General features: G+C 35.4%; 12 protein-coding genes, 1 tRNA gene and 3 pseudogenes. 6 read left to right on the plus strand and 10 right to left on the minus strand.

Annotated features, from left to right (window positions below):
* Positions 1-461: 461 nt before the first annotated feature.
* The 5 genes and pseudogenes from D1817_12645 to D1817_12665 form a co-directional block, all read right to left on the minus strand.
* Positions 462-698 (minus strand): annotated as a pseudogene (locus D1817_12645) (collagen-like protein).
* Between the two features lie 33 nt (positions 699-731).
* Positions 732-1,373, minus strand: a pseudogene (locus D1817_12650) (hypothetical protein).
* A 78-nt stretch (positions 1,374-1,451) separates the two neighbouring features.
* Positions 1,452-2,093 (minus strand): annotated as a pseudogene (locus tag D1817_12655) (hypothetical protein).
* A gap of 612 nt (positions 2,094-2,705) precedes the next feature.
* Positions 2,706-2,781 (minus strand) — tRNA-Gly (locus D1817_12660).
* 204 nt (positions 2,782-2,985) lie between these two features.
* The gene (locus D1817_12665; GenBank protein AXT20699.1) at positions 2,986-3,396 is read right to left on the minus strand and encodes an ankyrin repeat domain-containing protein; all 411 of its coding nucleotides are present in this window, start codon (positions 3,394-3,396) and stop codon (positions 2,986-2,988) included.
* Positions 3,397-3,659: 263 nt separating this feature from the next.
* On the opposite strand from D1817_12665, the gene D1817_12670 reads away from it, so the two are divergent.
* The 4 genes from D1817_12670 to D1817_12685 all read left to right on the plus strand — a co-directional run bounded on the left by D1817_12670 (position 3,660) and on the right by D1817_12685 (position 7,260).
* Complete coding sequence (locus D1817_12670; GenBank protein ID AXT20700.1) at positions 3,660-5,183, plus strand: 2,3-bisphosphoglycerate-independent phosphoglycerate mutase; 1,524 nt, start codon at positions 3,660-3,662, stop codon at positions 5,181-5,183.
* 68 nt (positions 5,184-5,251) lie between these two features.
* The gene (locus tag D1817_12675; protein ID AXT20701.1) at positions 5,252-5,659 is read left to right on the plus strand and encodes a hydrolase; all 408 of its coding nucleotides are present in this window, start codon (positions 5,252-5,254) and stop codon (positions 5,657-5,659) included.
* Position 5,660: 1 nt separating this feature from the next.
* Positions 5,661-6,485 carry a type I methionyl aminopeptidase gene (gene map / locus D1817_12680; protein AXT20702.1) on the plus strand — a complete coding sequence of 275 codons (825 nt, stop codon included), beginning with the start codon at positions 5,661-5,663 and terminating at the stop codon, positions 6,483-6,485.
* A 10-nt stretch (positions 6,486-6,495) separates the two neighbouring features.
* Positions 6,496-7,260: an SAM-dependent methyltransferase gene (locus tag D1817_12685; protein AXT20703.1), complete on the plus strand. Its 765-nt coding sequence runs from the start codon at positions 6,496-6,498 to the stop codon at positions 7,258-7,260.
* 1 nt (position 7,261) lies between these two features.
* Here D1817_12685 and D1817_12690 read toward each other — a convergent pair whose 3' ends face one another.
* From D1817_12690 to D1817_12700, 3 genes are read right to left on the minus strand one after another with little or no spacing between them, the layout of a single operon-like run.
* The gene (locus D1817_12690; GenBank protein AXT20704.1) at positions 7,262-8,233 is read right to left on the minus strand and encodes an FAD:protein FMN transferase; all 972 of its coding nucleotides are present in this window, start codon (positions 8,231-8,233) and stop codon (positions 7,262-7,264) included.
* Positions 8,234-8,245: 12 nt separating this feature from the next.
* Complete coding sequence (locus tag D1817_12695; GenBank protein AXT20705.1) at positions 8,246-8,623, minus strand: Na(+)-translocating NADH-quinone reductase subunit F; 378 nt, start codon at positions 8,621-8,623, stop codon at positions 8,246-8,248.
* Entirely contained in the window at positions 8,623-9,483 is an 861-nt protein-coding gene (locus D1817_12700) for a hypothetical protein (protein ID AXT20706.1), read from the minus strand. Before D1817_12700 ends, D1817_12695 begins: the two co-directional genes overlap by 1 nt.
* A gap of 163 nt (positions 9,484-9,646) precedes the next feature.
* Between D1817_12700 and D1817_12705 the strand changes: the two genes are divergently transcribed.
* The gene (locus D1817_12705) at positions 9,647-10,435 is read left to right on the plus strand and encodes a hypothetical protein (GenBank protein ID AXT20707.1); all 789 of its coding nucleotides are present in this window, start codon (positions 9,647-9,649) and stop codon (positions 10,433-10,435) included.
* A 9-nt stretch (positions 10,436-10,444) separates the two neighbouring features.
* Positions 10,445-10,960: a hypothetical protein gene (locus D1817_12710; protein ID AXT20708.1), complete on the plus strand. Its 516-nt coding sequence runs from the start codon at positions 10,445-10,447 to the stop codon at positions 10,958-10,960.
* Positions 10,961-11,168: 208 nt separating this feature from the next.
* Here the strand turns inward: D1817_12710 and D1817_12715 are convergent, their stop codons facing one another.
* A complete protein-coding gene (locus D1817_12715; protein ID AXT20709.1) occupies positions 11,169-12,476 on the minus strand; it encodes an NADH:ubiquinone reductase (Na(+)-transporting) subunit F in 1,308 nt (435 codons plus the stop codon).
* A 1-nt stretch (position 12,477) separates the two neighbouring features.
* Positions 12,478-13,203 (minus strand): NADH:ubiquinone reductase (Na(+)-transporting) subunit E, encoded by a 726-nt coding sequence (nqrE, locus tag D1817_12720; protein ID AXT20710.1) that lies wholly within the window; start codon positions 13,201-13,203, stop codon positions 12,478-12,480.
* Between the last annotated feature and the right edge of the window lie 49 nt (positions 13,204-13,252).

The following is a 13,252-nucleotide window of genomic DNA, read 5'->3' on the forward strand; positions in this document are numbered from 1 at the left end:
GGAACTATTCTTACCGGAGCTGGTATAACTACTATTACAGGTACTGGAACTACTATTGATCCTTATATTATTACTAGCACTGAAGTAGATGGCTCTCTTACTAATGAATTACAAACCATTTCTATTAATGGTCAAGATCTAACTTTAAGTAATGGAGGTGGAACAATAACTATCCCTACTTCAGTTGGACCTCAGGGACCTATCGGATTAACTGGTGCTACTGGACCGCAAGGGCCTGCTGGGAATGATGGTGCCGATGGTGCTGACGGAGCAGTTGGACCTCAGGGACCTATTGGATTAACTGGTGCTACTGGACCACAAGGGCCTGATGGTAACGATGGGGCTGATGGTGCTGACGGAGCAGTTGGACCTCAGGGACCTATTGGATTAACCGGTGCTACTGGACCACAAGGACCTGCTGGGAACGATGGGGCTGATGGCGCTGACGGAGCAGTTGGACCTCAGGGACCTATTGGATTAACCGGTGCTACTGGACCGCAAGGGCCTGCTGGGAACGATGGGGCTGATGGCGCTGACGGAGCAGTTGGATCTCAGGGACCTATTGGATTAACTGGTGCTACTGGACCGCAAGGACCTGCTGGGAACGATGGTGCCGATGGTGCTGACGGAGCAGTTGGACCTCAGGGACCTATTGGATTAACTGGTGCTACTGGACCACAAGGGCCTGATGGTAACGATGGGGCTGATGGCGCTGACGGAGCAGTTGGACCTCAGGGACCTATTGGATTAACTGGTGCTACTGGACCGCAAGGACCTGCTGGGAACGATGGGGCTGATGGCGCTGACGGAGCAGTTGGACCTCAGGGACCTATTGGATTAACTGGTGCTACTGGACCGCAAGGGCCTGCTGGGAACGATGGGGCTGATGGCGCTGACGGAGCAGTTGGACCTCAGGGACCTATTGGATTAACTGGTGCTACTGGACCGCAAGGACCAGCTGGGAACGATGGGGCTGATGGCGCTGACGGAGCAGTTGGACCTCAGGGACCTATTGGATTAACTGGTGCTACTGGACCGCAAGGACCTGCTGGGAACGATGGGGCTGATGGCGCTGACGGAGCAGTTGGACCTCAGGGACCTATTGGATTAACTGGTGCTACTGGACCGCAAGGGCCTGCTGGGAACGATGGGGCTGATGGCGCTGACGGAGCAGTTGGACCTCAGGGACCTATCGGATTAACTGGTGCTACTGGACCGCAAGGGCCTGCTGGGAATGATGGTGCCGATGGTGCTGACGGAGCAGTTGGACCTCAGGGACCTATTGGATTAACTGGTGCTACTGGACCGCAAGGGCCTGCTGGGAACGATGGGGCTGATGGCGCTGACGGAGCAGTTGGACCTCAGGGACCTATTGGATTAACTGGTGCTACTGGACCGCAAGGGCCTGCTGGGAACGATGGGGCTGATGGGGCTGACGGAGCAGTTGGACCTCAGGGACCTATTGGATTAACTGGTGCTACTGGACCACAAGGGCCTGATGGGAACGATGGGGCTGATGGCTCTGACGGAGCAGTTGGACCTCAGGGACCTATTGGATTAACTGGTGCTACTGGACCGCAAGGGCCTGCTGGGAACGATGGGGCTGATGGCGCTGACGGAGCAGTTGGACCTCAGGGACCTATCGGATTAACTGGTGCTACTGGACCGCAAGGGCCTGCTGGGAATGATGGTGCCGATGGTGCTGACGGAGCAGTTGGACCTCAGGGACCTATTGGATTAACTGGTGCTACTGGACCGCAAGGGCCTGCTGGGAACGATGGGGCTGATGGCGCTGACGGAGCAGTTGGACCTCAGGGACCTATTGGATTAACTGGTGCTACTGGACCGCAAGGGCCTGCTGGGAACGATGGGGCTGATGGCGCTGACGGAGCAGTTGGACCTCAGGGACCTATTGGATTAACTGGTGCTACTGGACCGCAAGGGCCTGCTGGGAATGATGGTGCCGATGGTGCTGACGGAGCAGTTGGACCTCAGGGACCTATTGGATTAACTGGTGCTACTGGACCACAAGGGCCTGATGGTAACGATGGGGCTGATGGTGCTGACGGAGCAGTTGGACCTCAGGGACCTATTGGATTAACCGGTGCTACTGGACCACAAGGACCTGCTGGTAACGATGGGGCTGATGGCGCTGACGGAGCAGTTGGACCTCAGGGACCTATTGGATTAACTGGTGCTACTGGACCACAAGGGCCTGATGGTAACGATGGGGCTGATGGCGCTGACGGAGCAGTTGGACCTCAGGGACCACAAGGAATACAAGGTCCAGCTGGAGCAGATGGAGTAAGTCCTACTTTTACAATCACTCGAGAAACCATAGGTTATATTTTTGCTGCTGGCCTTACTCAAGGTGATGGCACAAATTTATTTAACATCAATAGTACTGTAGTTAGAAATAGTCAAGGAAGATATACTGTTACTTTTCCAACACCACATCCAAATGGAGCTAATTATGTTGTGACATTAGGACCGGAAGGTGATAGAGATTTAATTACTTCAAATCCACATGTAAATGATAATAATAAAACTGCAAATGGATTTGAAATTTCAATTGTACAAGGAAATGCTTTAGTTGATGTTAACTGGTCATTTAATGTAACAGCAACTAGAAGTGTAATTGTTGATATTGTTCAAAATTAATTGTAAAATAAAAAAGCTTCATCATAAATAAATGATGAAGCTTTTAGAGCGAGAGACCGGGTTCGAACCGGCGACATTCAGCTTGGAAGGCTGACGCTCTACCAACTGAGCTACTCTCGCAATTACTCGGCAAATATATAAAAAGTGAGGTTTAAAAAAAACAAAATATGCAAGTCTTCATTTAATTATTAATAATAAAAAATAATTCATTAATAGCTAAATACTTATGATTTATAAAGAAGTTATAATGAGCATTAAAAAACGCCTTAGTATTTAATACTAAGGCGTTATAATAATTATTGATTGACTAATTCAAATAATTATTTAGCTTCTTCTTTTTTTCTTAGCAGCTGCTTTTAATTCGTTCAATACTGCAATAGCATCTTTTGCATTAGATAACTTTGCATATTCAACTGCTGTATTTCCTTTATCACATCTTTTATTCAATTTTGCCCCGTTTTCAACTAAAAGCTTTAAAATTTCTACGCGATTGTATTTTGCTGCATAATGTAAAGGTGTCATACCATTAGACTTTTCATTAACATCAGTACCTAAGCTGATTAATTTTTTTACAGTATCAATGTCTCCTTTTGCTACAGAAAGGCAAAATGCATTTACTTTGCCTTCAACAAAGGATGCTTCTGAATTTGTCTTAGTTTCTAAAAATGTTGATGCATTTGCAGGCATTGCAGTAAATCCTAATGCGATAGCGATAATAACTAGTGATTTTCTCATGATGAAAGATTTTTAATTGTTTATTTTTTGATTATATATAAAGGACGCTAGAAAAGAATAAATGTTACATAGAAAAGTTACATATAACATATAATTAACATTTTAATAGAAAATATGTTAACAATTATTAATTTATAATAAATTTATTTCAATATAATAAACATTTCATAACATATAATTTACATTATTCTTATTTAAGTTATCAAATTCATAATCATCTCCTTTTATTTATCTTTGTGCCTTTATTTAATTCGTTTTAAATTATGAGTAAAAAAGTTATTTTAATGATACTTGACGGATGGGGAACTTCACCAAATCCAAAAGTTTCTGCCATAGATCATGCTCACACTCCTTATATAGATTCATTATATAAAAATTACTCTAACGCAGCTTTAAGAACAGATGGATTACATGTAGGATTGCCAGAAGGTCAAATGGGAAATAGCGAAGTCGGGCATATGAATTTAGGAGCTGGACGTATTGTGTATCAGGATTTAGCAAAAATTAACCTAGCCATTCAAAAGAAAACATTACATAATGAAGCTACTATAATTAATGCTTTTAAATATGCAAAAGATAATGGCAAGAATATTCATTTCTTAGGATTATTAAGTGATGGTGGCGTGCATTCTCATATTAATCATTTATTTGGATTAATAGATGCTGCTGAAAATTTTGGATTAAGTAATATTTTCGTTCATGCATTTACAGATGGTCGCGATGTAGATCCAAAATCTGGATATGGTTTTATTACTGCTTTAGAGTCTCATATAGAACATTCTAATACAAAACTTGCAAGTATTACAGGACGTTATTATGCAATGGATAGAGATAAACGTTGGGAACGTATAAAATTAGCATATGATGCATTAGTTAATGGTATAGGTAATGTATCTAAAAATGCTACTAGATCTATCGAAAATAGTTATGAAGATGATATTACAGATGAGTTTTTAAAACCTATAATAATGGTTGATAAAAACAATAACCCTATAGCTACAATTAAAAATGAAGATGTTGTAGTTTTCTTTAATTTTAGAACTGATCGTGGGAGGCAATTAACACAGGCATTATCACAAGAAGATTTTCATGAGCAAAATATGCATCAATTGGATTTACATTATGTAACAATGACAAATTATGATGATTCGTTTAAAAACATTAATGTTATTTTCAATAAAGATAACTTAACTCAAACATTAGGTGAAGTTTTAGCTCAGCATAACAAAACACAAATCAGGATTGCAGAAACCGAGAAATATCCTCATGTTACTTTTTTCTTTTCCGGAGGACAAGAAACACCATTTAAAGGTGAAAAACGTATTCTTAAAAACTCTCCCAAAGTTTCAACTTATGATTTAAAGCCAGAAATGAGTGCATACGAATTAACAGATGCTCTTATTCCAGAATTACAAAAAGAGGGTGTTGATTTTGTTTGTTTAAATTATGCAAATGGAGATATGGTTGGTCACACAGGTGTTATGAGCGCTGCTATTAAAGCTTGTGAAGTTGTAGATGAGTGTGTAAAAAAAATAATTACAACAGCTTTAGATAACAATTACACAACAATATTGATAGCAGATCATGGCAATTGTGAAACTATGATTAATCCTGATGGATCTCCACATACTGCTCATACAACGAATCCAGTTCCTGTTATTTTAATTGATAAAGATTTAAAACATATTAATGATGGTATCTTAGGTGATATTGCACCAACAATTTTAGATCTTATGGATATAAAAAAACCAAAAGAAATGACACAAAAATCTTTAGTTCAATTGTAGTTCTCTAGAAATCAACGATTCTTATCGAACAATAATTGTTGTACTTTTGTGGGCATATTTCATAGTTTATGAATTTTAGTGACAGATTTATTATAGCCATAGATTTTGATGGTACCATTGTAGAAGATGCTTACCCTAATATAGGTAAGCCAAAGATCTTTGCTTTTGAAACATTAAAAAAATTACAGAATGATGGTCATAGGCTTATCCTATGGACCTATCGTTGTGGAAAAAAACTAGAAGAAGCTGTTTTATTTTGTAAAGAAAATGGTATTGAATTTTATGCTATAAATAAAAGTTTCCCTGAAGAACAATACACAAATGATGTAAGCAGGAAAATTAATGCAGATTTATTTATAGACGATCGTAATATAGGAGGGTTTAAAGGTTGGGGAGAAATCTATCAAATGCTAACAAATACTAAATTAAATATACCACAAAAAAAGAAAGGTATTTTTTCCTTTTTAAAACGTTAAGATGATTATAGTAAAAACCAAAGAAGAAATAGAGTTAATGCGTGAAAGCGCACTAATTGTATCAAGAACTTTAGGCATTATTGCTAAAGAGGTAAAACCTGGTGTTACAACATTGCAGTTAGATAAAATGGCTGAAGAGTATATTCGTGATCAAGGTGCAGTTCCGGGTTTTCTGGGGTTATACGATTTCCCAAATACTTTATGTATGAGTCCTAACTCACAAGTAGTACATGGTATTCCAAATAATACACCTTTAGAAGAAGGAGATATTATTTCTATTGATTGTGGTGCTATTAAAAATGGTTTTTACGGGGATCATGCTTACACGTTTGCAGTTGGTGAGATTGCTTCTGAAACTAAAAAATTACTTCAAGTTACCAAAGAATCTTTATATAAAGGAATTCGTGAGTTTAAAATAGGGAATCGTGTAGGTGATGTTGGTTATGCCATACAGCAGTATACCGAAAGTTTTGGTTACGGTGTGGTTCGAGAATTAGTAGGTCACGGGCTTGGTAAGACCATGCATGAAGATCCAGAAATGCCAAACTATGGACGTCGTGGTCGTGGGAAAAAATTTGTAGAAGGGATGGTTGTTGCTATTGAGCCTATGATTAATTTAGGAACTCAACGCATTAAACAGCATCGAGATGGTTGGACAATTACTGCTCTAGATGGAAAACCGAGTGCGCATTTCGAACACGATGTTGCCATTGTAAATGGTAAACCAGAACTACTTTCAACATTTGCTTATATTTATGATGCTTTAGGTATCAAGAGTGATGAAGAGGATGAGTTTCGGCAAAAAAAGTTAACCTTTAGCAGTTAACAATATTCTGTTGAAAAAAGTTTTTAAAATAATTCTCAATATAGTTCCTAGGCCTTTATTAATTAGGTTAAGCTATATAGTGCGCCCTATTTTGGCCTTAATCTTAAAAGGAAATAAATATATAGACCCTATAGATGGTAGAGGGTTCAAGATATTTTTACCTTATGGTTATGGCAATCAACGTAATAACGTTTTATCTCCTTCTACGTTATCATTAGAACGTCACAGGTTATTATGGTTGTATTTAAAAAATGAAACGGATTTCTTTTTTGCTAAAAAGAAAGTATTGCATTTTGCGCCAGAACAAGCGTTTTATAAACGATTTAAAAAAATGAAACATCTGGAATACACAACTACAGATTTGTATTCTCCTTTAGCAGATGTAAAAGCTGATATTTGTAACCTTCCATTTAAAAACAATAGTTATGATATTATACTCTGCAATCATGTATTAGAACATATTCCTGATGATACAAAGGCTATGCAAGAATTATATCGTGTATTAAAACCTGGTGGAATAGGAATCTTTCAAATCCCTCAAGATTTATCTAGAGCAATTACTTTTGAAGACGATAGTATTACCGATAAAAAAGAGCGTGCAAAGGTCTTTGGGCAATATGATCATGTTCGTGTGTATGGCCGTGATTATTTTGATAAGTTGAGAAGTATCGGTTTTAAAGTAAAAGAAATAGATTATACCACTACATTTACAGAAGAAGAAGTTTCTAAATATTGCCTAGCAAAAGGAGAAATTATCCCTGTAGTTTCTAAATAAATTAATCTTCTGGAAAATTATTTAATGCTAACGTTTCCAATTCTTTAGATTCATTTTCAAAAATTAAAAACACTTTAAGTTCAGGATGAGTATTTAAAAACTCTGTTATTTGCTCAATTCTCATGGCCTGAAACGCTGTAGCATAAGCATCAGCTATCATACAATTATCGGCAATAACAGAAACACTTAACACATTAGTTTTACTAGGATATCCTGTTTTTGTATTTATAATATGGGCGTAACGATTTCCATTGTCATCTATTTTAAATTTTCGATACGTCCCTGAAGTCGCCATAGATCTGTTGAGATCTATAGTTTTTAAAATAGCTTGTTTTCCGTCAAAACGTGGTTGTTCAACGCCAACTTTCCATGATTGTTGTTTGTCAGTATTTCTACCCTTTACACGTAACTCTCCTCCTATTTCTACTAGATAATTTTCGATATTTTGACTATTCAAAAATTCAGCAATCATATCTACTCCATAACCTTTTGCAATAGCATTAAAATCTAGAAATGTATTTTCTAGTTTTAATATTTGATCATCTATCCGATTTACTTTATCAAACCCAACAAAAGTCATTAAGCTATCAATTTTCACACTATCTAGTTTTACAATATTATTTTCAGGGCCAAAATCCCAAGCGTTAACTACTGCTCCAATAGTAGGGTCAAAAACTCCATTTGTTTGTTCATAGATTTCTTTAGAAGTTTCGTATACTTTAATAAAATGATCGTCTACAGTAACAGGTTCATTTCTATTTAATTTAGAGATATTTGAATTTACCTGATACGTAGACATCGATTTATTGATCTCATAAAATATACTATCAAATTGTGTCTCAAAATCTGTCTTCGACTCGTATACTATAGAATAAGAAGTTCCAAAAACTGGACCTGAAATCATTTTGTTTTTTGGTACTTGTTTACAAGAAAAACATATTATTATAAAAAAATGAATTATGATTCTTTTCATAATCAATCTCTTTTAATTTAAGTTAGTTTCCAATACTTGAATACCATTATACTCTATCAAATACTCTTTATTCAAGTAAATAGGCAATTCTTCTCCATCAGGATTTCCTAAGCCAACGCCTGCATACAGTACTTTTGCATCTTTTTCTCTAGCATGTTTTTTAAAGGTTTCCATCCATACTACATCATAATTATTGGGATTATCGGGAAGCATTACTGCTTTTACAATCACAAAAAAATATTGATTGTTTTTATCAATACAGACAAATTGTGGGTGTTTTTTTAGCTTACTATTAATGGCCACAAATTCGAAGCCTCGTTGTTCGAGATCTTTACCTACATGATTCATGGCTAGATTATGTAATTCTTGTTCGGTAAGAGGTGTATTCATTATTTAAATCGTACAAACTTTGAGCTTGCAAAGGTATAGCCTGGAATATTGATTTCCGAATTTAATTCCAGTTTATGCCAAGGAGATATAGAAGGTTCTTCTAAATTTTTAAGCAAATGTACACTTTGAGCAGGTGTATTACCTTGAAATAGTAAAAAACGCCGCTCACCATTATCATTCACAATTACATCTGCGATCATAACAACGTGACCTGGTGAACCGCTAACAATCAACATATCTCCTATTTGCAACTCATCTATTGAATTTATTTTGTCTAATTCTTGAAATAACGATATTGTACCAGAATAAGTGAATATTAAATTTAAATACTTATAAAAATTAGTTTTAGAATGATTTTTATAAGCCGTTTTATGAAAACTAACTTTATTGCCATTAATCTTAGGGCGATAACCTTCAGCATATTTTTGCCAAGAACAGTAATGTCCACTTGTAAAATTAAATCCTATTTCGTCTTTTCGGTTATTATCCCATAAATACTCACTACGAATTCTAATTAGTGCATCTGCACATTGTTGTAATCCATTTTCAGGCACTGGAATATCTAACACTCCATAATGTCCTATCTGATTAAAGTATAAACTCCCATCGTAATTAATAACTTTGGCTCCATAAGGTTTTAATTTATAATCTAAAATGTACTTTTGAAAAGATATATCTTGTAATAAATCTCTTTTAAACCCTTCTGGTAAAATTACTCTATCTTTTATTGTAAGTCCTTCTTTATTTATATAAGTAGCTTTGGTAACAACTGCAATGGCCATTTGTTTTACAGGTTTAAACTGAAATATTATAGTTACAATTGTTACAAGAATTAAAAGAATAATTACAATTTTCCTCATATATTATGTAAAACGTCACTAGGTAGTAATTTTGTATATAACAAATAAAATTTGTAAGGTTATTATCTTAATAACATATAACATTTTTATATCTTTAACTACTGATAATTAATCTTTATCAACCCAAAACCATTAACATCGTCTGCTTGTAATTAACAAGTCAATGATTCAACTCTTCCGAAAGATTCGGCAAAATCTACTATCTCAAAATAAATTTTCAAGATACCTTTTTTATGCCATTGGTGAGATTATTTTGGTTGTGATTGGTATTTTAATAGCCATACAGATTAATAATTTAAATGAAAGTAGAAAAATTAGAACTGTAGAAAATGGATATTTGAAACAGCTTGTAATTGACCTCAAAGAGAATGAAATACTTTGGAAAGAAACATTGGATCGTAAACAGAAACAATTAGAAGCTTCACATGCTTTCTTAAACATGCGATTTAGTAAGAATCAAGATACGATTATGAAGATCATGCCTCATTTTTCTAATCTAGGAACTTGGGAAGACATTAATATCAACCAAGTTACTTTTAGTGAAATGGTAAGTAGTGGAAACTTAAATATCATTAGCAATGACTCTATAAAAATTAAATTACTAAGCCTAGATAAGTTATACAAAGCAATTTTAAATCGTCAAGATGTTATAGAAGCAGAATATCGAGCTCGCATCCTTGAACCTATTATGGCTATCTTAAACACTACTAATATATTACCACAAAATAATAAACAAAGTAAGATTATAAAACGTTTCTTGTCTCAAAATGAAATGTCTTTTTATGCCGATGAATTTAAAAAAGATATGATTTCTTTACTCAACGATAAAGTATTTATGAACGGAGTAATTGGAATTGATTTTAATGCTGACACTCAATTTAAAGAATTTATACAAGCCAAAGAGAAGGTAAATAATCTTATTACTTTAATTGAAAAAGAATTAGAGCAATAATATAAAGCTATGCAAAAAAAACATTTTATCATTACAACTTTCATTACCTGTTTATTTTTAAGTTCATCCATTTCTTTTGCACAAAGTGCAGAACAAAAGGCCATGAAAAAACTTTCATTTATGATTGGAGATTGGAAAGGTTCCGGAACTAGTTATCCAAAAGAAAAAAATACACCTTATAATGTCATGAGTACAGTGCAGTATGATTTGGATGGAGAATTGATTGTTTTGCGACATCGCTCTATACGCAATAACAAAACTATTTTAGCTTTGCATACTTTAATCTATTACAACAAAGAAGATGGCTTTTACTATTACAATGCGTATAGAAGAAGTGGTGCACGACCTTTTAAATGCAAACTAAACGATGAAAAATTGATTTGTGAAATCAATGGAAACTATCGGCTTACGTTTCAACAAACCAAAAAAGGAGAATTTAATGAATTTGGACAACGTTTAACTGATGGAAAATGGATCAAGAATTTTGAAGATATTTTACAACCCGCTTCAGAAGTTAAATTTTAATTTGTTATTGTGAGAGTGCAGTATGGCAATCTTTTTGAAATTGAATAAATAATAAACAGATTACTGTATCGCTTCACTCTTAGTAATAATAAAATAGTACTATTTTTTAAAATAAAAAACCCAACACATCATTCGTATTGGGCTTTATCTTTATTTAGATTCTGCATCAAGTGCAAAATAATAACTCTTGTTATATGACACTTAGCGTTTATCCACCAAAATCATCAAATCGGATATGCTCATCTGGAATACCAAAATCTTCTCCCATTTTCTGTACCGCTTGATTCATTAGTGGAGGTCCACAGAAGTATAATTCAATATCTTCTGGAGACTCATGATGATTTAAATAATTATCAATTACACAATTATGTATAAACCCAACAAATCCATCTCCCGGCGCATCAATATTCTCTTTTACTTTCCAATTATCTTCTTCCATTGGTTCAGATAATGCTAAGTAAAATTTAAAATTAGGAAACTCTCTTTCTAATTCGTTAAAGTGCTCTAAATAAAATAATTCACGTTTAGAGCGACCTCCATACCAATACGTTACTTTACGTCCAGTTTTTAAAGTTTTGAATAAGTGATATAAGTGGGAACGCATTGGTGCCATACCTGCTCCACCACCAACATAAAGCATTTCAGATTCTGATTCATTAATAAAGAACTCTCCATAAGGTCCTGAGATAATTACTTTATCTCCTGGTTTTTGGTTAAATATATATGATGATGCAATACCTGGATTTACATCCATCCATCCGTTTTTAGCACGATCAAATGGAGGTGTTGCTATACGTACATTTAGCATAATTTCGCGTCCTTCTGCCGGGAATGATGCCATAGAGTAAGCACGTTCAACAGTTTCTGTATTTTTCATTACCAATGGCCAAAGTTTAAACTTATCCCATTCTGCTTGAAATTTATCAGGAGTTTCATGTTCTTCAGGATGTGCTGTAATGTCCATATCTGAAAACTTTACTTCACATTCAGGAATTTCAATTTGAATATATCCACCTGCTTTATACCCCATATCTTCAGGGATTTCGACTACAAACTCTTTTATAAATGATGCTACGTTATAATTACGAACTACTGTAGCTTCCCATTTTTTAATACCAAATACTTCTTCAGGAATGGTAATTTCCATATCCTGTTTCACTTTTACTTGACATGATAAACGTGCTCCATGTGCCAATTCTTTACGGCTAAAATGAGGAGTCTCTGTTGGAAGTGCTTCTCCTCCTCCAGATAATACATGACATTCACATTGAATACATGTACCACCACCACCACATGCAGATGGTAAAAATATTTTATTCCCTCCTAAAGTAGATAATAGTGTTCCTCCAGATGCAACTTCTATTTCACGTTCTCCGTTAATAGTTATTTTTACTGGCCCAGAAGGCGATAATTTTTGTTTTACAAATAATAGTAATCCTATTAATATTAGGGATACCAGTAAAAATGCTGCTACCGTTGCTACTATTGTTCCTAGTGTACCTGCGGCTAAAATCATGTTATTCGGCTACTTTTATATTATTAGCTAAGTCTTTTTTGTCGTCTTTCTCTTCTTCTTCAACATCTATTATTGTTGCTGCTTTTTCTTCTTTAACTGGTGCTTCATCTCCTCCTGTTAACATTCCTCCAAAACTCATAAACCCTATTGCCATTAATCCAGTAATGATAAACGTAATTCCTAAACCTCTTAAAGGTGCTGGGACATTAGAGTATCTAATTTTTTCACGAATTGCAGCAATAGCAAGTATCGCTAAAAACCATCCAATTCCAGATCCTATACCATAAGTTGTTGCTAATCCTAAGGTTGGAATTTCACGTGATTGCATAAATAACGACCCTCCTAATATTGCACAGTTTACTGCAATTAAGGGTAAGAAAATCCCAAGTGAATTATATAATGAAGGTGAAAATTTCTCTACTACAATTTCTACTAATTGCACCATGGTTGCAATGGTAGCAATAAACATAATAAAAGATAAGAAACTTAAATCATAATCTGCATACTCAGGACCTAACCAAGTTAATGCTCCTGGTTGTAGTAAATATTGATCTAATAACCAGTTTAATGGTACAGTAATCGCTAGTACAAATATTACAGCAGCTCCTAAACCAACAGCTGTAGATACTTTTTTAGATACAGCAAGATATGAACACATCCCTAAGAATGTTGCAAATACCATATTGTCTATAAATATTGATTTAAAAAATAATTCTAAATGTTCCATATTTCAAGGTTTTGGGTTTTGGATTCTTGGCAAAAGATCTAAGATCTAA

The organism is Flavobacteriaceae bacterium, from assembly GCA_003443635.1.
Taxonomy (GTDB): Bacteria; Bacteroidota; Bacteroidia; order Flavobacteriales; family Flavobacteriaceae; genus AU392.